The 26,048-nt window shown below is 59.2% G+C and carries 20 protein-coding genes; 10 read left to right on the top strand and 10 right to left on the bottom strand.

The window, feature by feature from the left end; translation table 11 throughout:
- Window positions 1-15: 15 nt before the first annotated feature.
- The gene (carA, locus tag ACQ4N7_RS24660; RefSeq protein WP_430714098.1) at window positions 16-1,179 is read right to left on the bottom strand and encodes a glutamine-hydrolyzing carbamoyl-phosphate synthase small subunit; all 1,164 of its coding nucleotides are present in this window, start codon (window positions 1,177-1,179) and stop codon (window positions 16-18) included.
- A 221-nt stretch (window positions 1,180-1,400) separates the two neighbouring features.
- On the opposite strand from carA, the gene ACQ4N7_RS24655 reads away from it, so the two are divergent.
- From ACQ4N7_RS24655 to ACQ4N7_RS24640, 4 genes are all read left to right on the top strand, one after another.
- The gene (locus tag ACQ4N7_RS24655) at window positions 1,401-2,243 is read left to right on the top strand and encodes an aspartyl protease family protein (protein WP_430714097.1); all 843 of its coding nucleotides are present in this window, start codon (window positions 1,401-1,403) and stop codon (window positions 2,241-2,243) included.
- A 94-nt stretch (window positions 2,244-2,337) separates the two neighbouring features.
- The gene (locus ACQ4N7_RS24650; RefSeq protein WP_430714096.1) at window positions 2,338-3,228 is read left to right on the top strand and encodes an alpha/beta fold hydrolase; all 891 of its coding nucleotides are present in this window, start codon (window positions 2,338-2,340) and stop codon (window positions 3,226-3,228) included.
- 123 nt (window positions 3,229-3,351) lie between these two features.
- Window positions 3,352-6,369, top strand: a complete 3,018-nt coding sequence (gcvP, locus tag ACQ4N7_RS24645; RefSeq protein WP_430714095.1) for an aminomethyl-transferring glycine dehydrogenase — start codon at window positions 3,352-3,354, stop codon at window positions 6,367-6,369.
- Between the two features lie 118 nt (window positions 6,370-6,487).
- The gene (locus ACQ4N7_RS24640) at window positions 6,488-7,150 is read left to right on the top strand and encodes an HAD-IA family hydrolase (protein WP_430714094.1); all 663 of its coding nucleotides are present in this window, start codon (window positions 6,488-6,490) and stop codon (window positions 7,148-7,150) included.
- A 6-nt stretch (window positions 7,151-7,156) separates the two neighbouring features.
- Here ACQ4N7_RS24640 and dapF read toward each other — a convergent pair whose 3' ends face one another.
- A complete protein-coding gene (gene dapF / locus ACQ4N7_RS24635; RefSeq protein WP_430714093.1) occupies window positions 7,157-8,005 on the bottom strand; it encodes a diaminopimelate epimerase in 849 nt (282 codons plus the stop codon).
- A 272-nt stretch (window positions 8,006-8,277) separates the two neighbouring features.
- On the opposite strand from dapF, the gene ACQ4N7_RS24630 reads away from it, so the two are divergent.
- Both ACQ4N7_RS24630 and ACQ4N7_RS24625 read left to right on the top strand, forming a co-directional pair.
- Window positions 8,278-8,490 (top strand): Hfq-related RNA-binding protein, encoded by a 213-nt coding sequence (locus ACQ4N7_RS24630; RefSeq protein ID WP_194056532.1) that lies wholly within the window; start codon window positions 8,278-8,280, stop codon window positions 8,488-8,490.
- A 159-nt stretch (window positions 8,491-8,649) separates the two neighbouring features.
- On the top strand, window positions 8,650-9,195 hold the full coding sequence (locus ACQ4N7_RS24625) for a late competence development ComFB family protein (protein ID WP_194056534.1): 546 nt from the start codon (window positions 8,650-8,652) through the stop codon (window positions 9,193-9,195).
- A 124-nt stretch (window positions 9,196-9,319) separates the two neighbouring features.
- On the opposite strand, the gene ACQ4N7_RS24620 is transcribed toward ACQ4N7_RS24625, so the two are convergent.
- The 5 genes from ACQ4N7_RS24620 to ACQ4N7_RS24600 all read right to left on the bottom strand — a co-directional run bounded on the left by ACQ4N7_RS24620 (window position 9,320) and on the right by ACQ4N7_RS24600 (window position 17,283).
- On the bottom strand, window positions 9,320-11,245 hold the full coding sequence (locus ACQ4N7_RS24620) for an SLC13 family permease (RefSeq protein ID WP_430714092.1): 1,926 nt from the start codon (window positions 11,243-11,245) through the stop codon (window positions 9,320-9,322).
- Between the two features lie 407 nt (window positions 11,246-11,652).
- On the bottom strand, window positions 11,653-13,074 hold the full coding sequence (locus tag ACQ4N7_RS24615; RefSeq protein ID WP_430714091.1) for an amidase: 1,422 nt from the start codon (window positions 13,072-13,074) through the stop codon (window positions 11,653-11,655).
- A gap of 109 nt (window positions 13,075-13,183) precedes the next feature.
- On the bottom strand, window positions 13,184-14,485 hold the full coding sequence (locus ACQ4N7_RS24610) for a dihydrolipoamide acetyltransferase family protein (RefSeq protein ID WP_430714090.1): 1,302 nt from the start codon (window positions 14,483-14,485) through the stop codon (window positions 13,184-13,186).
- A 263-nt stretch (window positions 14,486-14,748) separates the two neighbouring features.
- Complete coding sequence (locus ACQ4N7_RS24605) at window positions 14,749-15,198, bottom strand: YlqD family protein (protein ID WP_430714127.1); 450 nt, start codon at window positions 15,196-15,198, stop codon at window positions 14,749-14,751.
- A 114-nt stretch (window positions 15,199-15,312) separates the two neighbouring features.
- Entirely contained in the window at window positions 15,313-17,283 is a 1,971-nt protein-coding gene (locus ACQ4N7_RS24600) for an AMP-binding protein (RefSeq protein WP_430714089.1), read from the bottom strand.
- Window positions 17,284-17,718: 435 nt separating this feature from the next.
- Between ACQ4N7_RS24600 and ACQ4N7_RS24595 the strand changes: the two genes are divergently transcribed.
- Window positions 17,719-17,910: a hypothetical protein gene (locus tag ACQ4N7_RS24595; RefSeq protein ID WP_430714088.1), complete on the top strand. Its 192-nt coding sequence runs from the start codon at window positions 17,719-17,721 to the stop codon at window positions 17,908-17,910.
- A gap of 12 nt (window positions 17,911-17,922) precedes the next feature.
- Here the strand turns inward: ACQ4N7_RS24595 and ACQ4N7_RS24590 are convergent, their stop codons facing one another.
- Window positions 17,923-18,294 (bottom strand): cupin domain-containing protein, encoded by a 372-nt coding sequence (locus ACQ4N7_RS24590; protein ID WP_430714087.1) that lies wholly within the window; start codon window positions 18,292-18,294, stop codon window positions 17,923-17,925.
- Between the two features lie 47 nt (window positions 18,295-18,341).
- On the bottom strand, window positions 18,342-20,087 hold the full coding sequence (locus ACQ4N7_RS24585; protein WP_430714086.1) for a putative bifunctional diguanylate cyclase/phosphodiesterase: 1,746 nt from the start codon (window positions 20,085-20,087) through the stop codon (window positions 18,342-18,344).
- A 477-nt stretch (window positions 20,088-20,564) separates the two neighbouring features.
- Here ACQ4N7_RS24585 and ACQ4N7_RS24580 point away from each other — a divergent pair, with 477 nt between their 5' ends.
- On the top strand, window positions 20,565-22,442 hold the full coding sequence (locus tag ACQ4N7_RS24580) for a protein kinase domain-containing protein (protein WP_430714085.1): 1,878 nt from the start codon (window positions 20,565-20,567) through the stop codon (window positions 22,440-22,442).
- 56 nt (window positions 22,443-22,498) lie between these two features.
- On the opposite strand, the gene ACQ4N7_RS24575 is transcribed toward ACQ4N7_RS24580, so the two are convergent.
- Complete coding sequence (locus tag ACQ4N7_RS24575; protein WP_430714084.1) at window positions 22,499-23,359, bottom strand: transglutaminase family protein; 861 nt, start codon at window positions 23,357-23,359, stop codon at window positions 22,499-22,501.
- A 663-nt stretch (window positions 23,360-24,022) separates the two neighbouring features.
- Here ACQ4N7_RS24575 and ACQ4N7_RS24570 point away from each other — a divergent pair.
- Window positions 24,023-24,211 (top strand): replication restart DNA helicase PriA, encoded by a 189-nt coding sequence (locus tag ACQ4N7_RS24570; protein ID WP_430714083.1) that lies wholly within the window; start codon window positions 24,023-24,025, stop codon window positions 24,209-24,211.
- 245 nt (window positions 24,212-24,456) lie between these two features.
- The gene (gene codA / locus ACQ4N7_RS24565) at window positions 24,457-25,689 is read left to right on the top strand and encodes a cytosine deaminase (RefSeq protein WP_430714082.1); all 1,233 of its coding nucleotides are present in this window, start codon (window positions 24,457-24,459) and stop codon (window positions 25,687-25,689) included.
- Window positions 25,690-26,048 lie beyond the last annotated feature (359 nt).

Here is a 26,048-nt window from a genome sequence, read left to right as displayed (position 1 = left end):
AGTAAAAGCCAGGCGCTAGAGGGGCAACAGCTGCTGGCGATGGCTGCGCATGGTGTCTACAAATTTAGCAAACAAATAGTCGGCGTCGTGGGGGCCAGGACTGGCCTCAGGGTGGTACTGCACCGAAAACAGCGGTAGGGTCTTGTGGGCCAGACCCGCCACGGTCTGATCGTTTAGGTTGAGGTGGGTCACCGTCACCGCATCTTCAGGGATGGAGGTGGCATCTAGGGCAAAGCCGTGGTTTTGGCTGGTGATCTCTACCTGGCGCTCCAGCCCGCAGGGCTGGTTGAGCCCCCGGTGGCCAAACCGCAGCTTAAAGGTCGAAGCCCCTAGCGATAGCCCCAAAATCTGGTGGCCCATGCAGATGCCAAAGGTGGGCAGCGAATAGTTCATCAGCGACTGCACCAGTTCTGGAGCTTTCGTCACCGCAGCCGGGTCGCCAGGCCCGTTGGACAGGAAAATGCCGTCGGGTCGGTAGCTCATGATTTGCTCCGCCGTGGTGCTAGCCGGGACCACGATGACCCGGCAGCCGTAACTGGCCAATCGGCGCAGAATATTGCGCTTCACCCCAAAGTCGACGGCAACGACCGTCAGTGGGGGTTCATCTCCAGAGGTTGAGGCAGCGGGGCCAAATTCCCAGACGGGGTCAGTACCCTCCGTCCATTCATAAATCTGTGCGGTCGTAACCTGGTCGACCAAATTCAGCCCTGCCATCGGCGGGGCATCTTGCAGCTGGCGCAGCAGCTCTTGGGGGTCGAGCACGGTGGTTGAAATGGCCCCATTCATGGCTCCTGCCGTGCGCAGCTTGCGGGTCAGGGCGCGAGTGTCAATGCCAAAAATACCGGGAATTTTGTGGGTTTTGAGGTAGTTGGGCAGCGACTGGGTCGAGCGCCAGTTGCTAGGAATTTCGCAGATGTTGCGGGCGATCGCCCCGCTAATGTGGGGTCGACTCGACTCTTCATCATCGGGGTTAACGCCGGTATTGCCCAACTCAGGGTAGGTGAAGGTGACAATCTGACCGCAGTAGCTGGGGTCAGTCATGACTTCTTGATATCCCGTCATGCCGGTGTTGAAGACGACCTCGCCCATGACGGTGCCCGGTGCGCCAAACGACCAGCCCCGAAATACTGAACCATCGGCCAAAACCAGCACAGCAGGAGGGGCATCAGGAAAAACCATGGCGATTTGCTCAGCGCTATGAATCGCTATTATCGTAAGGCTAAAGGACGGCTTTCAGCCATTTGATCGCTATTTCATTTGGAGTTGGTTTCTTTTGAATAGCCAGCTAGGGGCCAACTCAATGCAGTCTGGGCCGATGCTGGCGCGAGCCGTGACGACGACAGCGACAGAATGGGGAATGCTGTTCAGGTGGAGCATTTAGCAACAGTAGGACAGCCGCTATGAGAACCTGGGCGATCGCAAATTGGTTTGTGCTGGCAGCGGTGGCCTCGGGTATGGCAGGCTGCGACCTGTTGGCAAGCACGATGCTGCCGGTTGACCCTGCCGAGGTGGCTACGGAAACCTCGGCGGCGATCGCCCCTGAGCCAGTCGTTTTACCTATCGCCGCCGAGGCAGCCCCAGTGTCGCCTTCCCCGGCCCCAGATTCCTTTCGCGAAGCGGTGAATCGGGCCGCTAGCGCCGTTGCCATTGGCCAGTCGGCCCAGTCTCAGGACGATTGGCAGCTGGCCGCCAGTCGCTGGCAGCAGGCGATCGCCCTGATGGAGCAGGTGCCCAGCAGCAGCCCCAACCACGCTCAGGCCCAAACCAAAGCCCAGGAGTACAAGCAGCATTTGGCGGCGGCTCAAAACCGGGCTACGGGTTCTATCGTGCCAGCGGCGGCCCTTACCCCCGCTCCCAAAGCAGTTTTACCGGCTGGGTTGGCAGCCCAAATTCCGATTCAGGGGCGGCAGGGGGGCACCCCGATCGTATCCGTTACCCTGCGGGGCAGCAGCGGCGCTCAGACTTTCCCCATGCTGTTTGACACCGGGGCGACCGGCACCCTAATTACCGCCGAGATGGCCCAGGCGGTAGGGGTCGTCATTGTGGGCACAGTCCAGGCTAGAATTGCCGACGGCAGCGTAGTGAGCCTGCCCGTTGGCTATGTGGATGCCGTAGAGCTGGGTGGCCTACGTCGCGAACAGGTGATAGTTGCCATCGGCGGCAGCTACGGCCTGCTGGGGCAGGATGTCTACGGGGACTATGGCATCGCCATCGGATCTCATCAGATCAACCTGCACCAGTGAGACTTACACGAGTGAGAGCAAATCCTTGGGGCAGCCTGGCTTAGGGCGTAAGAATGCGTGAGAATAGGCAGCAGGTTTTGCACAATCTTCACCTATGGCTGTCTCAGTATTGCCCGCCGCCGCTGCGGGGCTCAGTGAACCCACCTCGATCGCAGCAGCGGATCGGGTACAGATGGCGGCTATCAACACGCCGCTCGCTGACGCTCCTGTTCCCACGGCCTACATAGCAGGAGCCGATAGCGGCAGCCCGCCGCTGCTGATGATCCCTGGATTCGACAGCTCGCTGCTTGAGTTTCGGCGGCTGCTGCCCCTGCTGGAGCCCCAGGCCTGGGCCGTGGATCTGCTGGGGTTTGGGTTTAGCGATCGCACCCGTTACCCCAGCCTTTCCCCCGGAGCGATCAAGGTGCACCTGCACAGCTTTTGGCGACAGATGATCGATCGCCCCGTGGTGCTGGTGGGCGCGTCAATGGGCGGGGCTGCCGCCATCGATTTTGCCCTCACCTACCCCGACGTAGTGGCCGGACTGGTGCTGATCGACGCGGCGGGCTTTGCCGCCGGACCCGCTATGGGCAATCTGATGGTGCCGCCGCTCGATAGCTGGGCTACCGCCTTTTTGCGCAACCCTAGAGTGCGACGCAGCATTAGCCGCCAGGCCTACTTTGACAAAGCTTTTGTAACGCCCGATGCCGAACTGTGCGCTGCCCTGCACCTGCAGTGCCCCGGCTGGAAGGAAGCGCTGATCGCCTTTACCAAAAGCGGCGGCTACAACTTTTTGACGGCAAAAATTCCTCAGCTTACCTGCCCCACCCTGATCATTTGGGGCGAGCAGGACAAAATTTTGGGTACTAAAGATGCGCAGCGGTTTGAAGCGGCGATCGCAAAAAGTGAGCTAGTTTGGATGCCGCAGTGTGGGCACGTACCTCATCTGGAAAAGCCCGAGGCAACGGCGGCGGCCATACGTCCTTTCGTGGGCCAGCTAGCCTAGCCTTGCTCTGCCCCCCGGCTCAGGCGGCGGCAAATTTGCTCCGAATGTTTCAAGATATGAGGAGATTCATTTGCCTCAGCACCGCCGCTACTGTTTTGATTTTGGAGCCATCCGCAGACGGGTATGACACAACTTTCTCCAGAGCCCAGCATGCTTGATACCGCTACCCTGTCCGTGGGGACCAACGGCGATGCCCCTCTCGCCCCCGCCGCTGAGCCCCTCAGCTCCTTTGTCGCCCGCCACCTGGGGCCAGCAGAACGCGACGCCGAGGCCATGCTAGAAGCGCTGGGCTACGCCTCTCTGGAGGACTTGATTGAGGCTACGGTGCCAGCCGAAATTCGGCTCCAGCAGCCGCTCGATCTGCCCCAGGGGCTGAGTGAAGCCGCCGCCCTTGAGCAGCTAAAAGGAATCGCCGCCCAGAACCAGGTGTGGCGATCGTACCTGGGCCTGGGCTACGCCAATACCCTCACCCCGGCAGTCATTCAGCGCAACGTGCTGGAAAACCCCGGCTGGTACACGCAGTACACCCCCTACCAACCCGAGATTGCCCAGGGCAGGCTAGAGGCACTGCTCAACTTTCAAACCCTGGTCACCGACCTGACGGGGATGGACATTGCCAATGCCTCCCTGCTCGATGAAGGCACCGCCGCCGCCGAGGCCATGACCCTGGCCTTCAACGCTCGCAAGCAGAAAGAGGCCAAAGCCTTCTGGGTTTCCGCCGCCTGCCATCCTCAAACCATTGACGTGGTCAAAACCCGCGCCCTGCCCCTGGGTATTGAAGTCGTGGTGGGCGACCACCGCAGTTTCGACTTCGGTACGCCAGTATTTGGGGTGCTGCTACAGTACCCGGCTACCGATGGCGCGATCTACGACTACGCAGCCTTTGTCGCCCAGGCCCACGCTCACCACGCCCTAGTCACCGTTGCTGCCGACCTGCTCAGCCTCACCCTGCTGCGTGCCCCTGGCGAATTTGGGGCCGATATTGTGGTGGGCAACACCCAGCGCTTTGGCGTACCTCTGGGCTACGGTGGCCCCCACGCCGCCTTTTTTGCCACCCGCAATTCCTTTGCCCGCAAGCTGCCCGGTCGCCTGGTGGGCGTTTCTAAAGATACCTACGGCAACCCCGCCCTGCGCCTGACCCTACAAACCCGCGAACAGCACATTCGTCGCGACGCCGCTACCAGCAATATCTGCACCGCTCAGGTGCTGCTGGCAATTATGGCCAGCATGTACGCGGTCTACCACGGGCCGGAGGGGCTGCGGGCGATCGCAGCCCGCATTCACCACCACACCCAAACCCTGGCCCAAGCCCTGACCAAAGCTGGTTTTGAACTCAGTCAAGAGCCGATATTCGACACGCTGCGGGTCACCGCAGGCGACGCCCAGGCCGCCATCCTCGCTCGCGCCACCGCCCACCGCATCAACCTGCGGGTGCTGGACGACGAAACCCTGGTCGTCGCCCTCGACGAAACCGTCACCGACGCCGACGTCCAAGACCTGATCACTGTCTTTATCGGGGATTCAATTCAAAATTCAAAATTCAAAATTTCTCCTTCGGAGACGCTGCGCGTAGGCGAAGCCAGTCCGGAGGACTTACAAAATTCAGAACCAAGCGGCGACTCCCCATCTCCCCACCCCCTCATCCCCTCATCCCTCCGTCGCACCACCCCCTACCTCACCCACCCCACCTTCAACCGCTACCACTCCGAAACCGAGATGCTGCGGTACCTGTATCGCCTGCAAAACAAGGATCTCTCCCTGGCAACGGCGATGATTCCGCTGGGGTCTTGCACCATGAAGCTCAACGCCACCGCCGAAATGGTGCCGATTACCTGGCCTGAGTTTGGCCAAATTCACCCCTTTGTCACCGGTTCCCAGGCCCAGGGGTACCGGCAGTTGTTCACCGAGCTAGAAACCTGGCTGGCTGAGATTACCGGGTTCGATGGCGTTTCGCTGCAGCCCAATGCCGGGGCTCAGGGAGAGTACACCGGGCTGCTGGTGATCCGTGAGTACCACCAGCAGCGGGGTGATACCCACCGCCACGTCTGCCTGATTCCGCAGTCTGCCCACGGCACTAACCCGGCCAGCGCGGTGATGGCGGGCATGAAAGTGGTGGCCGTTGCCTGCGACGATGACGGCAACATCGACGTGGCCGATCTGGCGGCCAAAGCCGAGAAACACGGCGATAACCTGGCCGCTTTGATGGTCACCTACCCTTCTACCCACGGGGTATTTGAGGCGGGTATTGCGGAGATCTGCGCGATCGTTCACGCCCACGGCGGTCAGGTGTACATGGATGGGGCCAACATGAATGCCCAGGTGGGCCTCTGCCGCCCCGCCGACTTTGGGGCTGATGTCTGCCACCTCAACCTGCACAAAACCTTTTGCATTCCCCACGGCGGCGGCGGGCCAGGGGTGGGGCCAATTGGCGTCAAGGCCCACCTGGTGCCCTATCTGCCGGGGCACAGTTTGGCGAGCGGGGTCGGCGGCAGTCAGGGCATTGGCGCAGTAACCTCGGCCCCCTGGGGCAGCGCCAGCATTCTGCCGATTTCGTGGATGTACATCGCCATGATGGGCGGCGCAGGGCTGCAGCGGGCAACAGAAGTAGCCATTCTCAACGCCAACTATATTGCCCAGCGTCTGACGGGGCACTACGATATTCTCTATACGGGACAGAATGGACGGGTGGCCCACGAGTGCATTCTCGACCTGCGGCCCTTTAAGAAATCAGCGGATATTGGCGTCGAAGATGTGGCCAAGCGCTTGATCGACTACGGCTTTCACCCACCGACGATGTCGTGGCCGGTGGCGGGCACGCTGATGGTCGAACCGACCGAAAGCGAGTCGAAGGCGGAACTCGATCGCTTCTGCGACGCCATGATCGCCATTCGCGACGAAATTCGCGCCATTGAGAATGGGGAGAGCGATCGCGACCACAACCTGCTCAAACACGCCCCCCACACCGCCGCTGATCTGGTATCAGACTGGAATCGCCCCTACAGCCGCGAGCAGGCCGTTTTTCCAACCCCGTTTACCCGCAGCGCCAAGTTTTGGCCAGCGGTGAATAGAATTGATCAGGCCTACGGCGATCGCAACCTGATCTGCTCCTGCGTCGGCATGGATGCCTACAGCGACTCCTAGCTCGCGACTCACCGAGGCTGGGGAATGCTCCAGTTGAGAGGCAAACCTGCTGTCAGGTGAGCTTTCATCCTGTTCTACAGTAGTTGGATATTTTGTCGATCACTTGGACCCACTGCCCATGGCAAATATTCCACAGCCTCAGGTCATTTTTTTAGACGCGGTTGGCACGCTGTTTGGGGTCAAAGGCAGCGTTGGGGCCATTTATGCCGACTTGGCCCAGCACCACGGTATTGAGGCCGACCCGGAGACCCTGAATCAGGCTTTTTTTCGCGCCTTTGAGGCGGCTCCGGAGATGGCCTTTCCGGGCAGCGAACCAACGACGGTGCCCGAGCAGGAGTATCGCTGGTGGCGGGTGATTGCCCAGCAGACCTTTAGCAGCGCTGGGCTGCTCGATCGCTTTGTCGATTTTGACAGCTTTTTTGCCGACCTCTATGCCCACTTCGCCACCGCCGCCCCCTGGGTTCTCTACCCCGATGTGACTCCGGCGCTGGAGCGCTGGCGGCGGCGCGGCATTGCTCTGGGGGTAATTTCAAACTTTGACACCCGGCTGTACCAGGTGCTGGAAGAGCTAAACCTGGCCACCTACCTGAGTTCGGTCACCCTGTCTTCCGAGGCGGGGGCGGCCAAGCCCGACCCGCTGATTTTTGCCACCGCCCTGCAAAAGCACCGCTGCGACGCCAGCCAGGCCTGGCACGTTGGCGACAGCAAAACCGACGACCTGGAAGGGGCTAAAGCCGCCGGGCTGCACGGTATCTTGGTTCAGCGCCCCATTGCTCAATAGGCTGCGCTAGCCTCGATCGCCCCGAAAGGCCAGCTCCGCCGGGCCAGTCATGTAGACCCGGTTATCGGCGGCTGACCACTCAATCTGGAGGGGGCCACCGGGTAGTTCTACGGTGGCGGCGCGATCGCACACCCCATTCAGCACCCCCGCCACCAGCGAGGCACAGGCTCCGGTGCCGCAGGCCAGGGTAATACCAGCCCCCCGCTCCCACACCCGCATTTTGAGATAGTCGGGCCGCACCACCTGAATAAACTCGGTATTGATGCGCTGGGGGAAGACCTCGTGGTGCTCAAACTGAGGGCCGATGGTTTCTAATGCGATCGCATTTACATTTTCCACAAACGTAATGCAGTGCGGGTTACCCATGCTCACACAGGTCACAGCCCAGGTCTGGTCGGCCACCGTCAGCGGTACAGCCACGACTTTTTCATCGGCTGCCGCCAGCGTGGTCGGAATTTCCTGGGCCAGCAGGTAGGGCGGCCCCATGTCTACCGTTACCTGGCCATCGGGCTGCAGGGTAGGCGAAATCAGCCCCGCCAGGGTATGAATGCGGTAGGTGTGGGGTGCCTGAGGGGCCTGACCATCGGCGGTTTCCAGGGTTTCTAAAAACTTGGCCAGACAGCGAATGCCGTTGCCGCACATCTCGGGTTCAGAGCCATCGGAGTTGTAGATGCGCATGGTGTAGTCGGTGCCCGCCTGCCCCGGCAGCGCAAAAATCACTCCGTCAGCACCAATGCCAAAGTGGCGATCGCACCACCGCACCGCATCCTCAGCGCTCAGTACTGGCTCCGGCTGATGACGGTTGTCTACCAGAATAAAGTCGTTGCCCAGGCCGTGGTACTTGCTGAATTCCATAGTTGCCGATGCTGAGTGGATGACTATTAATTATTAACCAAATTGGGGAGATGGAGCGTGGGTGCGTAGGTGCGTGAGTGCGTGAATGAGAAAGGCATAATCCCGCCTACCCACCTACCCACCTACCCACCTACTCACCTACTCATCCACCCATCCACCCATCCACCCATCCACCCCTACTCCAACTTTCCCTAACAAATTGACAACCCCTGTCACCTCCGCCGGGCAAACGGGGTACCGTAAGACCAGCGTAAGTTCAGTGGCGTAGCACCATGTCTCAAGAGTTTGCCGCCGGGTTTCCAAGCGTGCGCCAGGTTCAAAACCTGATCCGCGATAAGACCTCTATTGAGGTCAAGCTCATTACCGGCGATGTCGTTTCTGGTCGTGTCTTGTGGCAAGACCCGCAATGCATTTGTGTAGAAACTGAAGACCAGAGCAAGCACCAGATTTGGAAGCAAGCCATTGGCTTTCTCAAATATTCTTAATTCGTCACTCTGCCCCCAAACAGTCTTCATGGGGCCTTGTAGCCTGCCAAATTGATTAGGGCACAATAACCCCAGGTGGATGTCTACCCTCGCTGATGTGCCGGTCCCCTGATTGTAGTAAAGCCGTTAATCCACCCGTTTTATGGAGCTTTTGACCAAATGACTATCGAAAAAATTGTTGAGCAAGCCCTACAAGACGGCTACCTCACCCCCGCTATGGAAGCCGAAGTAGGCCGCATTTGCGATACCGCCGCCGAGCTTTCAATCGAAGAATACATGGCCCTCGATCGCCTGATGGGTGCCCTGCTAACCGGCGAAGTGGTAGCTGTCCCCCGCAAGCAGTTCATCAACGTGATGGAAGAACTGGTGCTGACCGAGGCGATCTCGCGGGTGGCCGAAATTGAGTCTACCTCCGACAAAACTCTGGATCTGGGCGACATTGCCGCCTACGCCCTCAACCGGCTGCCGCCCCTCTACGCGACGACCGAAGAAGGGGCCAACTTCCAGCGGGAAAACGCTCGCGGCGATCTGTCCGCCCTGATTGCTGAGCAGGTGCAGCAGGCTATCTCTCGCAACCTCGACCAGCCCGACTTCTACCCCGAGCGCCACACCATTCAAAAGAAAGGCGGCGACAGCGTGCTCAACCAGGTCAGCTCGCTGCTGCAAGACCATGCCCACAAGTTTGAGCCAGCCTCGAAGGCTTAGCGATCGCCCGTTTAGCGATCGCTCCCAGAGCCGCTCCAGCCCGTACAATTCACAATGCTTCACCAGGGCCTTGATTTAGCCAGTTTGGCCAGATTAAGACCCTGGTTTGTTTTAGCTAGGTAGACTAGAACGGGTATACGCAAGGGGCGATCAGCACCGTCAGCAGCCAAAAAGCCAGGTTAAAGGGAATGCCCACCCGCAAAAAGTCGGTGAACTTGTAGCCACCAGGGCCGTAGACCATGAGGTTGGTTTGGTAGCCAATGGGGGTGCTAAAGCTGGCCGAAGCCGCAATCATGATCGATATAACGAAGGGAATAAAGCTCACCCCCAGATTTTGGGACAGCGACAGCGCGATCGGGAATACCACTGCCGCCGCCGCATTGTTAGTAATCACTTCGGTCAGCACGGTGGTAACGCCGTAGACAATGGCTAGAGCAATCCAGGGGTTGTCGCCTCCCAGGCTCAGCATGCCGCCCGCCAGTGCCGCCGCCGCCCCGGTCACCTCTAGGGCTTTGCCCAGGCCTAGGGCAGCCGCTACCACCAGCAGCACCGACCAATCGACGGTGCGAAAGCCCTGCTGAAACGAGCAGCAGCCCAGGATCACCATCAATAGAGCCGCCAGGGTGGCGGCGTTGAGCATATCCATCCACCCCGATGTGGCCAGGACTACCATCAGCACCAGAATGGCCAGGGCGACAGGGGCGCGATCGTGGCGCAGGGGGTCTGAGTTGGGAATTTCGCTGACCAGGTAAAAGTCGCGGGAGGCCCGACGCTCTTCCAAAAATGCGTGGTTGGCCTCTAGTAACAGAGTATCGCCGGTTTGCAGACGGATGTCGCCAATTTTACCGGTCAAACGCTCGCCATTGCGCCCCACCGCCAGCACCACCGCGCCATAACGGCTGCGAAATTTGCCCTGGCGAATCGTAATGCCTACCAGCGGGCAGGTGTTCGAGACAACGGCCTCGATCAGGGTGCGCTCCGTGCGGGGAGTGTCGAGCTTAAACACCTGGTCGGTGGCTGGCTGCAGGCCGCGAATTTGGTTGAGATCGACAATAGAGTCAACCATACCCACAAACACCAGCTGATCCTGCTCTTGCAGGGTCTCCTGGGGGCCAATGGCGGTCAGCAGTCGCCCCTGCCGCTGAATTTCGGTGAGGTAGAGCCCTGGCAGATGGCGCAGTCCGGCCTGTTCAACGGTTTTACCCGCCAGGGGGCTATGGTCTGCGACCACCATTTCAACGGTGTATTCGCGCGGGTCGTCAGCGTCGGTGATGGCGGGTTTGCGCTGGGGCAAGAGCCAGCGCTGGGCCAAAACCAGCATGAGCGTACCGGCGATCGCGCAGGGCACCCCCACCGGCACCAGATCAAACAGCTTGAGGCTGGGGTAATCGGTTTCGGACACCAGCAGCCCATTGACCACTAGGTTGGTGCTGGTGCCAATCAGCGTACACATGCCCCCCATGATCGCCGCATAGCTGAGCGGAATCATCAGCTTAGAGGGGCTGATGCGCAGCTTACGACACCAGTCGCTCACCACCGGAATGAACATGGCGACCAGCGGCGTGTTGTTGAGAAAGGCGCTCAGCCCCAGGACCGGCACGACCAGCCGCAGCAGGGCAGCGGTTTGACCCTTGGGCAGACCCAGCAGCGATCGCGAAATAATATCCAGGCCGCCAGTTTGCTGTAGCCCGGCTACGACCACATACAGCACACCGACCGTGATCATGCCGGGGTTGCTAAACCCAGACAGGGCAGTGGTAGGGTCGAGCACGCCAGACAGCAACAGCGTGGCCAGGGCCGCCAAAAAAATGGCCTCCGCTGGCAGAGGCGTTAGGGCATTGAGCACAAAAGCGGCCAGGGTAACGGCTATCGTCAACCAGCCGGCCCAGGTAAGTGGCCCGGGCAGCGATACCAGCCCTAGGGCCAGGGCACCCCCTATTAAGGCAGCCAACCCTACTATTAGCGCCACCACCGGAGCGTGCTGGCGAACTTTGTTGTGGGCTGAAAAGGTGTTGAATCGCTGCCTGTCCTGAAGTGGATCGGATTCCATAAAGCCAATCGGGGGCACTGCCCAAAGTGTGGTGGGGTTTAACTAAGGTGTTGACCAGATCTAGCGCACGGTGTCAGCGACGCTACAGGAGCAAAAGAAACTGCTGAGCAGACTGCCTCGCGGGCGATCGCTCCCCAAACAGTCTACTTAATTAAGCTTTAGCAAAAAAGCGACTGACATGAAATTCACTTGCAATTGAAACAGACTTTAAACCCCGCTCATTTTAGCAGCAACGGCAGTGCAAATTTGAATCGCGCAGCCTTGATGCCCAGCAGGTAACTTGCAGGGGCACAGGCGCAGCCAAGCCAAAGGCTTTACGGTGCCTGCCCAGCCTGACTGGGGATAGCCAAGGCGGCTTCAGTATCAGGCGATCGCGGTTTCGCCATTTCCCAGCAGCACCGGCTGGGCTAACTATCGCGCTGGGCGGCAAAGGCAGGGCGCTGGTGACTCCAGGGGTTGGCCTGCTCAAGCTGGGCAGCCAGCGCTAGCAGCGTGGTTTCATCGGCGGGGCGACCTACCAGCTGCACACCCACGGGCACTCCGTTGGGGTCAAACCCCTGGGGTATAGCCAGCGCTGGCTGGCCGCTGGCGTTGAACGGGGGGCAGGGGGCGACCCAGTTGATCACGTTTTCGAGAATTTGGGGCGATCGCAGATTTTTCCACTCCCCCACCCGAATAGCTGGGTGCATGTAAACCGGCAAAATCAGCACGTCATAGGGGTGGCAAAACCGCACAATTTGACGGGCCACCTGCTGTAGTTTGGCCACCGCCCGCAGGTAAGCGCCGCTGTTGATGCGCCAGGCTCGCCAGTAGAGCCACCGATTCATTTTTTCCATCACGATCCAGGGCACGCCCACTTCGGCCAGCACACATTCCCAAACCACCACAAAGGGCTCAATCAGGTCTTCCAAATTGGGAAATGTCACTTCTTCAGCGGTATGGCCTAAATCTTCAACCTGCTGCACGGTCTCGTAGATGGCCTGGCGACAAACCGGATCCACCTCGCCAATCGGGTCGAGACGAGTAGCGTAGCCAATCCGCAGAGGTTGAGGTGGTGTCTTCAACCCGTCTAAGAACGATGGTTTGGGGTCCGGTAGCCAGTAGGGGTCGCCCAGTTCGTAGCCGCTGAGCACATCCAGCAGCGCCGCAGTGTCGGCCACGGTGCGCCCCAGCGGGCCGTTGATAGCCAACCCATTCAGCCGTTCTCCCACAGGAGCAAAGCTCACTCGCCCGCGAGCGGCCTTCATCCCCACCAGGCCGCAGCAGAAAGCCGGTCCCCTGAGCGACCCACCGCCGTCAGAGCCTTGGGAAATGGCGCACAGCCCCGCCGCTAGCGCCGCCGCCCCGCCACCGCTAGAGCCGCCTGGGGTGTACTCCAAATTCCACGGGTTGCGGGCCGGGGGAAAGCCCGGCGGCTCGGTGTAGGGCAGTGAGCCAAGCTGAGAGGTGGCGGTCTTTCCCAAAATCACCATCCCGGCCTGGCGCAGCTTGCCGACAATGTAGTCGTCGTGGCTGGCGATGCGATCACACGCCGCTTTGATTCCGTAGGCGCAGGCCACGCCCTCCACCGGGTTGAGATCTTTGACCGACACCGTGACCCCAAACAAGAGGGACAAATCGTCAGAATTGCTGGCCAGGTGCTCGGTTTTGGCCTTGGCATCGGCTAGCGCCTGCTCAGCCACAACCGCTACGTAGGCCCCCAGGGCTGGGTTGAGACGCTCAATGCGGCTGAGGTAAATCTCTGTCAGCTCTAGGGGAGAAATTTCTTTAGCGCGAATCAGCCGAGCCTGTTCAAGGGCGGGCAGGAAGGCAAGATCGACTGAATTCATAGACAGTCCGTACTAAGGCAGGCTGCCTTCAGAATATCAAGCGATGGGAATGCCGAGGCAAATTGGCCTGAAAGCACAATCCTGCGGCAGCGCCCTCCTGCGGTACGCCCTAGAGAGTCAAAGACTGAGGATTATTCTCAATCAGGTGGGCCAGATCCTTCAGGAAGGCGGCGGCATCGGCCCCATAAATGACGCGGTGGTCGCAGGTGATGTTGACCTGCATCTGCCGCTTGACGCCCATGAGACCATCGGCGGTAGCCACTACCGTAGGGCGCGAGGCCCCGATCGCCAAAATCGACCCCTGGCCCGGCGGCAAAATGGCGTCAAAGCGATCGACCCCAAACATGCCCAGGTTAGACAGGGTAAAAGTGCCCGAGTTGTACTCATCGGGCTGGAGCTGCTTGGAGCGCGATCGCGCCACCAGATCGGCCCAGGTGCGCGAGAGCGAGTAAATATCGTACTGGTCGGCATTCTGCAGCACGGGGGTGATCAGGCCGCCCCCTTCCATCGCCACGGCCACCGCAATATTGATGCTCGATCGGTACTGAATGCCCTGGTCGGTATAGCCTGCGTTGACCAATGGGTGCTTTTGCAGGGTGACGGCTACGGCCTTGGCCAGCAGCCCGGTCATGGTGACGCCCTTAGACTTGATCTGCTTGTAGAGAGAGTCCAGGTTGTCGGTGGTAATGGTGTAGCCCACATGGAAGGTCGGCACTGCCAGACTGGCTACCATGTTGCGAGTGACGGCCTGCTGCAGCGTGTTGAAAGGCACCACCTGACCTAGAGGTGCACTGCTGGGCACAGGCGCAGCGGGGGGCGGAGCAGGAACGGGGGCCGCAACCGACGGTGCCACGGCGGCCATCGGCGTCGCCACTGGCCCCGAGGTAGCAGGGGTTTTGCCCGCCGCCAGTTCGACATCCTGGGCCACAATGCGACCGTGGGGGCCGCTGCCCTGGAGGGTAGTGAGATCTACCTTGAGGTCTTTGGCCAGCTTGCGGGCGCGGGGAGAAATGACCACTCGACCACTGGGGCTGCCGGAGGAAGCACCGTTTTGAGCGGCAGGGGCGGGAGCCTCAACTACAGCGACGGGGGCCGCTGGGGCGGGGGCAGCCTCACCGCCAACGGCACCGGCCTTAGCAGCGGCCTGCTGCTTGGCGGCGTCAACCTCAGCTTCGGTTTCGGCCAGCAGCGCGATCGCCTCACCCACCGGAGCGGTGCCGCCCGCCTCCACCACAATGGCAGCCAAAATGCCCTCGTGGAACGATTCCACGTCCATATCGGCCTTGTCAGACTCGACAATCACCACGGTTTCGCCCTTTTCAATCCTGTCGCCAGGAGATTTGACCCAAGACACAATTTTGCCTTCGGTCATGGTCGAGCTCAGGGCGGGCATGAAGACTTCGCGAATCATGGAGGTGGCTTCCGAAACAGGGCTAAAACAATAGAGCAGCAGATAACGTAGCGCTGGACAGCTAGTCCAGGACATGAGCAGGTTTCTCGGCCGGGAGAATAGCTGGCTGGCAACCGCCACGCTAAGTATCCCAATGTGCCACGTCCTGACCCAGGTGGCGATCGCTATATCAAGGATTTATTCTATCCCCAAGGCTGAACCCTCAGAACGTTGATCAGAACGTTTAAACGCCAGAACGCTCCGACGTTCAAACGCCGTTGGGGCTACAGTTCGCCGCGAATTTCCTGAATCACGCCGTCTTTGATCAAAATTTCGACCTGCAGCTTGCGCACCAGGTTGTCGCCCACCGACACGTTGAAGAAACTCTCTACCTTGCCCTGCTCAACTTCCGCATCAATGTCCAAAGTTTGAACTTCTTGCAGCTGCTGTAGGCTCTGATTTTTTTGCTGCAGCAGCTTGCTCTTGTCCTGGTTGAGCTGATTTTGAATATTGCCCATCTGCTGCTGAATGGCCGGGCTGTTGGGCTGGGTTTCGGCCTGCTTTTGCAACTCGGCCACCATGCGCTGCCCCTGCATTTCGAGCTGCTGCAGACGACCGTCAACCTGGTTGATTTGGGCCTGCAGCTGCTTCTGGGCCTCTTCCTTCCACAGGGGGGTTACGATCGCCTTAATGTTGACTACTCGCTTGAGCAGCAACGATTGATTCTCATCCATAATCTTTGACGCAATAAAGAAATCACTTTTACCGACTACGACCACTGAGGCCTGAGGCCGGACTGTTTCACCGGGCACAGCCGTAGGTTAGTGAAGTCTTTACACCACCGACGGCTACACAAACATCGCGTCAATCATATCGCGATACCGGGCCGTAACCACGGGGCGGCGCACTTTAAGGGTTTGGGTGAGCAGGCCATTTTCAATGGAGAATGGCTCTAGAATCAGGCGGAAGGGGCCAATGCGATCGTCGGGCCGGTAGCCAGGGCGATCTTTGACCTCGCGGCTCAGCTCATCGCGAAACAGCTTTTGCACCCGCTCATCGTCGAGGGTAATGGCCGTACAGTCGGCGGGGGCGGGGGTGTCATCGCCAGGCACGGCGACAAAGAGAGCTTGCGCCGCCGCCCAAGCCTGCAGCGCTTCTAGATTGGGCACAATCAGCGCGCCCAGCGATCGCTGATCTTGGCCCACCAGCATAATTTGATCGATGTACTTGCTGCGGATGCAGGCGTCTTCAATCGGCTGCGGCTCAATGTTTTCGCCGTTGGTGAGCACGATAGTGTCTTTGGCCCGTCCGGTCAGCACCACATTGCCGTCGCGGCTAATCCAGCCCAGGTCGCCCGTGTCGAACCAGCCCTCGGGGTCGATCGCCTTCTGAGTCGCCTCCGGGTTGCGGTAGTAGCCCTCCATAATCTGCGGCCCCCGCGCCAGCACCAGACCCTGGCCACCCTGGGGCAGCTCCTGGCGAGTTTCGAGATCGACCACTTTGACCTCGGTAAACGGGATCGGTTGGCCCGCCGCCCCGCGCAGGTTGTGCCAGGGCCGTCGAGCCGAGAGCACCGGGGCGGTTTCGGTTAGTCCGTAGCCCACGATCAGCTGGACGCCAATAATTTCAAAGAAAATATCGATGTGTCGGGCCAGCGAGCCGCCGCCGCTAATCAGCTGCTTGACCTGACCCCCGGTCGCTTCGCTCACCTTGCCATAGACCAGCTTTTTGCCCAGCTGGTGCAGGGGCCACAGGGCTAGCGCCGCCAATCCCGACCCCAGTCGTTTGGGGCCAGAAATCTCGGGCTCGTCAATTTTCATATCCTGCCAGCGCCACAGGTTTTCGACGTAGCGCTGGCTGAGGCCAAAGAAGGTGAAAATCAGCTTCTGTTTACCGGGGCTTTGCTCGCGAAACTGCTTCTGTGCCCCTTCGTAGATCGACTCCCACAGGCGTGGCACCCCCACCATGTACTGGGGCTTAGTGGCCTTAAGGTCGGCCTTGAGGTGGCGAATGCTGCTGTAGGTCTGGGTGCAGCCCCGCGAGAAAAGAAAATATTCGGCGGTGCGCTCAAAGCTGTGCCAGGAGGGCAAAATACCCACCACGCGATCGCCCGGTTTGGGCTGCACCACCGACTCTAGGGTATTGATCTGGTGCAGCAGGTTGCGGTGGCTGAGCATTACCCCCTTGGGCTGGCCGGTGGTGCCAGAGGTATAGATCAGCGTGGCCAGATCTTCGGGCTTGATGGTGACCGGAGTGTAGGAATGCGCTTGCCCCAGGGCCATGAGTTGACTAAAGTTGAGAATTTTGAGGCGCTCATCGGCGGGCGGTTCTTCGTCCGAGAGCAAAATCACCAGGGCGATCGGCAGGGCACTGAGGCGATCCTGCAGGCGCTGCAGCAGCGCCAGGGTTTCTACGACAAGTACCGTGCTCTCGCTGTGCTCGGCAATATAGATCAGCTCTTCTTTTTCGGCGGTGGCGCTGCGGACGGCGTTCATGCCGCCAGCGGTCATAATGCCCTGGTCGGCAATAAACCAGCGGTGGCTGTTGTCGGCAAACAGGGCCACGTGGGTACGATTTTTTACCCCGAGGGCCTGCAGACCGCTGGCAAAGGTGCGAATGGCTTCGGCCATCTGGCGATAGGTCAGAGTGGCGGCGGGCTTGTAATGGGGATCGTTGAGGGCCACCGTATCGCCGTACTTCTCAGCCACAATCGGCCAAATCTCGTGGAGCGCCTGAAGCTGCTGGTAGGGGTTGTGGGCTTCCAGGCAGGCGCGATCGCGCTGTCGCACCTCTTGCAATGCAGTTGTGGATACGGGCATGGCGACCACCAAAAGATCAGAAAAAAGCTTGCGGTAATCGTACCGCAGCCTGACCTCAAGCTAGCCCTAATCCTGAAGGGGCTTAACATTGACGCTTCCAGAAATTCAACTGGCTAAATTGAGGCGAGAAACCAATTCTGCTGAATTCGCCTTGACTAGCCCTGGTTGGGCTGGGCAAACACCGTAAAGCCTTTGGCTTGGCTGCGCCTATGCCCCTACGCAAGTCCATTTATGTAGGAATCGGGGTTGTGTGATCCAGATTTATTACCAGCTGCCAACGCTTGAGGCGATCGCACCTCTACCGCCGAATTGAGTTATTTAGTTCACGGCAAGCAGCTTTTATGTTTGACGAAGCAAAATATAGAAAGCCGAGCAACCCAACATTAGCCCGGTTGAATCACGTTCTATCTTCGAGCCCATCAAGCTCAACGCTCCATGCTATGCACGTCTTGCCGCAACAAACCCAACTGTCTAGCCGCTCAGCTCGCCGAGAGCGATGCCGTAGTCGATCAGCTGCTTCGCAAGCTGAAGCGCTGTAGCCTGCGTCCCCGCCGCACCATCTGGCAGCGGGTCAACGCCTTCTGGCGATCGCTCTGGGGCCGCCTGCGATTGGCGCTCACTCACTAGCGCGTCAACTCACTATTCGGCGGGGTCAAAGACCGTCTCGTCTTCCTGCTGCCAGGCCGGATCCACCATACAGATGAAGACCAGTGGCTCCGCGCCCGTGTTGCGAATGTACTGGCGGGCCTGGGGCGGAATGTAGACCGCATCGCCTGGCCCCACCGGGCTGGTTTCGTCGTCGATGTGCATCTCCCCCTGCCCGGCCAGAATGTAGTACACCTCAGACGTCGCCAGGGCATGGGGGGTAGACACCTGCCCTACCGGCACCACCGCGTGGGCCAGACTGTAGCGCAGGGCAATGTCCTGTTTGTCAGGGTGCAGCAGCTCCCGCAGCTGGGTGCCGTCACCAGCGACAAATTCGGGGCAGTCGAGCAGTTTACGAATCAGCATGGCGGGCAACCTTGGGAGCAGAGGCTTTTGGGCCAGCCAGCACCTGGCTAGGGGGCGGGGGTTACCGTAGCTGGGCTAGAGGCTGGGGCAATTTTCTCCGCCATCATAGCTTCAATGGCCGCAGGGGCCAGCGGGCGCGAGAACAGATAGCCCTGGCCCAGCTCGCAGCGCAGCGCTTTGAGCTGAGCGTGGTGGCGGTGGGTCTCTACCCCTTCGGCAACCACATCCAGGCCCAGGTTCCAGGCCAGGCGCACCACCGACTGCAAAATCTCTAGCTTTTCAAAGTCTTGGTCGGCGTTTTCAATAAACGAGCGATCGATTTTCAAGCAGTCGAAGGGAAAGCGATGCAGGTAGCTGAGCGACGAATAGCCGGTGCCAAAGTCATCGACCAGCAGCTTGATGCCCAGCGCCTTAATCTGCTCCAGGGTGGCAATAATGCTGTCTGAATGGTCGATGAGCACGCCTTCGGTAATTTCAATTTTAAGCCGATTGGCCGCAAAGCCCGTTTCGGCCAAAATCTGCTGAATTTTCTCCACCAGGTTCTGCTGCGAGAACTGCTTGCTCGACATGTTGACGCTAACCGTAAAGTTGGACATGGCCGGAAACTCCAGCGTCCAGGCCTGCATCTGGCGGCAGGCCTCGGCCAGCACCCACCAGCCCAGCGGAATTATCAGCCCGGTGGCCTCGGCGATGTGAATAAATTCTCCGGGCGGTAGCAGCCCTCGGGTGGGGTGCTGCCACCGCACCAGCGCCTCAAAACCGCATATTTCTTCGGTGTTGAGGGTGACAATGGGCTGGTAGTGCAGCCGCAGTTCGTTGCCCATCAGGGCCTGGCGCAGGTCTATTTCGGTGCGTAGGCGCAGGTCTTGCTGTACCTGCAACGAGCTGTCAAATACGTGCCAAGCTTGGCTAGGGTTGTCTTTGACCTGGTACATAGCGGCATCGGCGTCGCGCAGCCAGTCGCCAGCACTCTGGTAGGCGGCAGGCCCCAGGGCAATGCCAATACTGGCCCCGACGTATACCTCCTGCTGTAGCAGCAGAAAGGGCTGGGAAATGGCCGCCTGAACCTGTTCAGCTAGGTCAATGGCGGTAGAACTGGTGGCAATATCCTCAAGCAGGATCGCAAACTCATCGCCCCCCAAGCGAGCAACGGTGGCATCGGGGCTGGTCTGCGATCGCAGCCGGGCCGCTAGTTCTACCAATACCTCGTTGCCGACCTGGTGGCCCAGGTTATCGTTAATAACTTTGAACCGGTCAAGATCTAGAAACAGCAGCGCCATCAAAACCTGAGGTTGGTCGTGGGACCGAGCCAGGGCATGGCCCAGGCGATCCATGAATAGCTCACGGTTGGGCAGCCCGGTTAGCGTATCGTGAAACGCCTGCTTAAGCAGGTTAGCTTCCTGTTCTTTAGCGGCAGAGATATCCCGCAGCGTCAGCAGGGCCACCGCTGGGGCGGGTCCAGCCAGCGGCTTGCCGGTGACCGAAATCCAGTGGCGACAGGGGGACTCATTGGTCACCAGCAGAAAGGCTTCGTCCTGGAGATGCTGACCGTCCAAAACCCGCCTCAGCGGCAGTTCGGCGACAGCCAAGGAGCGTTGATGGCGATCCAGCAACTGATAGCCCGCCGGTTGACCACTGCCTCCTAGACCCGCCAACCCTCCGGGCAGCAGGGCCTTAGCGGCAGCGTTACCAAAGAGCAGCGCCCCCGCCGCGTCTACCATGACAACGGCATCGGGTAGATGGCTAAGCGCGGCCAGGTACATCTCGGCATCTGGACTGGGAGGCTGTGACATAGGGCCTAAAAGGGTAACGAGGGGATTGAACCAGTCATACCATGTGTCAATGTGAGCCATTGATAACGATAGGGGTCGCCTGTGTGGAGTCACATAGGGCGCAATCGCGGTCGATAGCTCTAACGTGCCCAAAATGCTGCCTGAGTTGCGGCTTAAGTCGCGTCCTTGGCCCAACCCAGGCCAAGAACGGGTCGGGGAATGGCTCTGAGGTGCAGCTGGTCGATCATGACGTTGCCGATCGTGACTTTAGAAACTTAAGATAAAGTGCTGTGAAGGATATATGAGCCGTTAAACGTTATCGATCGAGGGCAGTTCAAGGTTGCCGCTCAGGGCCTACACTGAGAGCTGTTATATCAGGGTTACCCATCAACTCAAATAGACTGACCCAGTGACCAGGGGCAACACCCTGAAACGGCAGTAGTTTGGCCTAGACTCAGGAAAGTCAGGCTAGAAATAGGCGGCTTCCACAGCGCTGCGATGGGTTACGAGTCTGTGATTAATAGCCAGGCTGACGAAGGCATTTTGGGCAGCATGGAGCAAACACTACTAGGGGGTCGGTACCAGGTTGTCCGGCGGCTGGGGTCAGGGGGGTTCAGCCGTACCTTCTTAGTGATCGATATTCACCTGCCCAATCATCCTCGCTGCGTAATCAAACAGCTCAAGGTGCAGGATAAAGATACTGGCACCCTCGATATGGCCCGTCGCCTCTTTGACACCGAGGCGCAGGTGCTATATCAGCTGGGCAACCATCCGCAAATTCCCGCCCTGATGGCCCACTTTGAAGAAGATCAGGAATTCTATCTGGCCCAGGAGTACATAGAAGGCAGCCGCCTTAACCGCCAGATTGAAGAGGGCAAGCCCTGGTCAGAGACTCGGGTGGTGCTGCTGCTGCAGGAGGTGCTGGAGATTCTGTCGTTTGTGCACCGTCAGCAGGTCATTCACCGCGACATTAAACCGTCTAACCTGATTCGTCGCCATCGCGACGGCAAGCTGGTGCTGATCGATTTTGGGGCCGTTAAGCAGGTGACCTCGTCACCGCTGCTCGATGCCGAGACCGGGGCCACCAACATTACGGTGGCGATTGGCACCCACGGCTATATGCCCAACGAGCAGTATGCTGGCAAACCCCGCTTTAGCAGCGATGTATATGCAGTCGGCATTCTAGGCATTCGAGCGCTGACGGGCCTGCATCCGCAAAAGCTGGAGGAAGACCCGATCACTAGCGAGATCGCCTGGCGGCAGCATGCGCCAGCGGTGTCGTCGTCGCTGGCGGCGGTGCTCGACAAAATGGTGCGCTACGATTTTCGCGATCGCTATCCCACCGCCCAAGAAGCTCTAGAGGCGCTGCAAAACCTGCCCAACCCCCTGCACGGCCTAGTCGGCACCCAAATTTACCAAACCTGGATGAAAGGGGCTAACGGACGGGGACCAACCTTTCCGGGCGATGAAAACGATACTGCCGTCGGCCCTGCGGAGACCTCAGAGCCTACGGCCTTTGCCGACGACCAAGACTCAACCTCGCTCTTTCCGGTAGATCTGGCCTACAGCAGTGGCAAGGGCACGGCCCCGCCGCCCGCCGCTTCAAGTGCTCTAGACTTTCAGCCCTTCCCCCGCCGCCGATCGCTGGTTCTAGGCAGTCTACTGGGAATAGTAGGCACTGGCCTGGTATTCTGGCGCAGTGGCCTGACCATTGCCCTTGAGCTAAATGGAGCTGAGCCGGCGATTCCCTTTCAAGCGTCAGCAGTGCCAGTGCTGACTACCGATTTGGGCATACTGCTGCCCCCGGAAGAAAAGGCTGCCTTTTTGACTCGCCAGGGCGATCGCCTGCGGCACCAGGGCCGCTACCCCGACGCCCTCGCCACCTATGACGAAGCCGTAAAAAGCCAGTCAGACTACGCCGCCGCCCACCTGGGGCGATGCAGAACGCTGATTGCCCTCAAGCGCCCCATTGAAGCTATTACCGCCTGCGACGATGCCCTGGCCTACAGCACCTACTACCCCGAAGCGGTGCGCAGCAAGGGCAATGCTGAAGAGCAGCGAGGCCGACTGCTGGCAGCCCTGGCACTGTACGAGAGCACCAATAACCTGATGCCCGCCATGTTTGAGGCCTGGCTAGATCGGGGCCGGGTGCTGCAAAAGCTGGGTCGCTCGGCGGAGGCTATTGCCGCCGTTGACCAGGCGATCGCCCGCAACCGCGAGTCGGCAGAGGCCTGGACCGTGCGCGGCCAAGCCACCTGGACTTTAAAGCGCTACGACCAGGCGATTATTGCCGCCGAAAAGGCTCTACAGATTGACCCCAACTACGGCCCTGCTAAAGAGCTGCGCGAGCAGGCTCGTCAGACGCTGGGGCGGTAGAAAGGGAGGGAGGTGGGTGGATGGGTGGGTGGGTAGATGGGTGGGCGAAAGAGGGATTACTGGGCTAGCCTTTCGACGCTGATTTTGGTTTCTAGGCTAGAGCTAACTCGATTACCCTCCTGGGTGCTGCCCTGCACCGGCAGGGTTTGGGTTGGAAACGGGCTGGCCACCAGAGCAATGTGGCGATCGCTGACCGCTAGCCCGTGGGTTGGGTCAAAGCCGCGCCAGCCGCCGCCGGGCACGTACACCTCAGCCCAGGCGTGCAGATCGCGCTCAGCGATGGCAGGATCGCCCTCCTCGTAACCGCTGACAAAGCGGGCCGCCAACCCTACCGCTCGGCAGGCCTCCATAAACAGCACCGCAAAGTCGCGACAGCTGCCCAACTTTTTGGCCCAGGTGACCCCGCCGGGCCAGGGATGCCCCGTGGCTCGGGTGGTGTAGTCGCAGGTTTCATAAATGTGCGAGGCCAGAGCCGTCAAGAACAGCCCCACGTTGTCGTCGGTGCGATGGGCGATCGCCTGGGCCAAATCGACCACACCTGCCGCGATCGGGGCGTGAACCTGGCTCAGGTAGGGCAGCAGGGCCGTGCGCAGGGTAGTTGGGTAGTCTACGGGTAGGGTAGTGGCCCAGGATTCGGCCAGATAGTCGAATGGATTTGAGCGATAGGTTTCAACCTCGGCGGTGGTGGCCAGAGTAAACTGGTCAGTCGGCGTGGGCTCAAACCAAAGGCTTAGCGTAGCGTTGCCCTCCAGATCGGCAATCGTTGTCTGCTGACTGGGGTCAGGGGTTACCTCCAGACCAAAGCTGAGGAGCTGCTGGGCACCATCGCTGCGGGGACGCAGGCGGAGACTGTGACAGCGCAGGGTGACCGGCCGCTGATAGCGGTACTGAGTAAGGTGATGAATTCGATAGCGCATGGCGAGCAGAAACCTGACGAGGGGAAATGTAGTCGAGACTTTGCAGGACGGCCTCCAGAAAGTTTTACAAAGAATAAAGGATCAGAAAAGCTCAAAAAAGCCTTATTTGGGCTTCTACGCTCAATCCATAGTGTCAAACCTCTGTTTTAAGCCTTGTAACCAACCTGCTACTGAGCTTGCAAACAAGGGCTTTTTGATTGATCCCCGGCCTCGGTTCCTGATGCCTAGTCACCAATAAAATAGCCTCAAAACCGCCATCGCCGTTGCCATTTTTTTAGTCATACCCTGTCTATCAGCACACTCCGTCAGCGATAAAATCTGTTAACTAGGATCCAGCTCATTTGAGTTTTATTGAGCAAAACCTGGCGCGATCGCTGTTCTATCTGGAGAAGCAAACGCCCTCCCAATCAGGCTGCGATCGCTCTATCCAAAGACGGGGATCGCCCACCCTCACATGATCCCAAGGTTAAGCATTTATAAAATAAGGTTGCACCGCCTATAAAACGGCGTAATAATAAAACCTATAGGGAACGCAGTAATTTAATCTGCAACTTTATCAACAGTTCTCGCGTTCAGATCAGCCATTGCGAGAATCTTTTTGGCTAAAACAGTCCACAGATAACATTTCTGATTTATTCATTAAAAAGCTGCCGGAGTCACAAAATGATTGGTCATTCTCAACAAGTTCATTGTCCCAATTGTGGGCAACTGGCCGAAAGGCATCATATTGACCCCGACCAGTTGGTGCGCACTCAGTGTGCAGCCTGCGACTATCTCATGATTACCTGCTCGCGCACTGGCAAAGTCATTGAAGCCTATGCCCCAGGGTTGTTCGCCGCCTCAGCCTGCTAGTAGCCGGCCAGGGGTCGGCCAGTCCCTGGCGCTTTCCGTACCCCGTTTGCTTAGCCCAATTCCTCAGCTAAACGTCCTAATCTTAAACGTCCCCGACTGGCCGCTAGGGCAATGTCGGGGACGTTTTTTTGTATCTTCTATTTAACCTGCCCGCCGCTTTAACGGCTGCCCGCCGCCCTGGACGACTTGGTATAGTCGAAGCCAGCACTACGATACAGTACGGTTTGCCCCAGGACAGCTCAAGTATGGATTTTATTCTGCGAGAATGCCGACTACCCGGCGGTGAACTAGTCGATATTGGTCTAAAGCAAGGGGTTATTGAGGCGATAGAGCCTCGCCTTGAAGCTGAGGCAACCCAGGAAATTAGCGTGGGCGGCCAGCTGGTGAGCCCACCCTTTGTAGAGTCGCACATTCACCTTGATTCAGCGCTTACGGCGGGTCAACCCCGCTGGAACCAGAGCGGCACCCTGTTTGAGGGCATTGAGATCTGGCGCGATCGCAAGCAGTCGCTCACCCTAGAAGATGTGAAGGAGCGGGCGATCGCCACCCTCAAACTCCAGGCTCAGCAGGGGGTGCTGTTTGTGCGCACCCACGCCGATGTCAGCGAAACAAACCTGGTAGCGCTCAAAGCCCTGCTCGACGTCCGCGACACCGTCAAAGACTGGATTACGGTACAGGTGGTGGCCTTTCCCCAGGATGGCCTCTACGGCAGCCCCCAAAATCTTGAACTCATGGAGGAAGCCCTGAGGTTGGGAGCCGATGCCGTTGGCGGCATTCCCCACTATGAAATGACCCGCGAAGACGGGGTGCAGTCGGTGCACCGTATTTTTGAACTGGCTCAGCAGTACGATCGCTTAATCGACATCCACTGTGACGAAATTGACGACGACCAGTCGCGCTTTTTAGAAGTGGTCGCCGCCTGTGCCGTGCGATCGGGCCTAGGTGCACGGGTTACCGCCAGCCACACCACCGCCTTTGCCAGCTACAACAACGCCTACGCCTTCAAGCTTATGGGCCTGCTGTCCAGGTCCAACATTAACTTCATCGCCAACCCGCTGATCAACATCACCCTCCAGGGCCGCACCGATACTTACCCCAAACGGCGCGGTGTCACCCGCGTCAAAGAACTCTGGCAGCAGGGCCTCAACGTCAGCCTCGGCCACGACTGCATTCAAGACCCCTGGTACAACCTGGGCACCGGCAACATGCTCGATGTCGCCGCCATGGCCATCCACGTCTGCCAAATGACCGGACAGGACGAAATCGCCGCCTGCTACGCCATGGTCACCGCCAATGGCGCTAAAACCCTCGCCCTACAGGACTCCTACGGCCTTGAGGTCGGCAAGCCCGCCAACCTCATCGTCCTCGACGCAGATAGCCCCTACGACGCCATCTGTCGCCGCGCCACTGTCACCCATGTTTTCTCACGAGGCAAACTGCTGGTGCAGACGAAGCCCGCAGAGGTGAGGTGGGAGTAGGGAGTGGATGGGTGGATGAAGAAGGTAAGGGAGTGAGGCAGATGAGGGGATGAGGAAGGCGAGGGAATGAGGAAGATGAGGGGATGAGTGTTGCCCACAGGTTCTTTTGCAGAACGAAGGTTTAAACCGGTGATTGGCCAGTTCTTTCCGTGAGGTCAAGGACGACGGAACGTCCTTGTCGATGGGGGTCTGGGGCCAGCGAAATGGCCCCGGCAGCAGATTTGGCTTTAACCTAGTGCAGCGTCAAGACTAAGAATTAGGGTTAGATGAAAGTCTGAGGTACCCTGTTCTGCATGAAGTTAGCCCGACTGTCATGCAGAAGAAGTACGTTGTTCGCTTGAGCGCAGACGAGCGCCACC

The sequence above is a fragment of the Nodosilinea sp. AN01ver1 genome (assembly GCF_050565655.1).
In the GTDB taxonomy this organism is placed as follows: Bacteria; Cyanobacteriota; Cyanobacteriia; order Phormidesmidales; family Phormidesmidaceae; genus Nodosilinea.
Note: the sequence above shows the minus strand (reverse complement) of the source record. Positions and strands in the feature narration are given on the sequence as shown.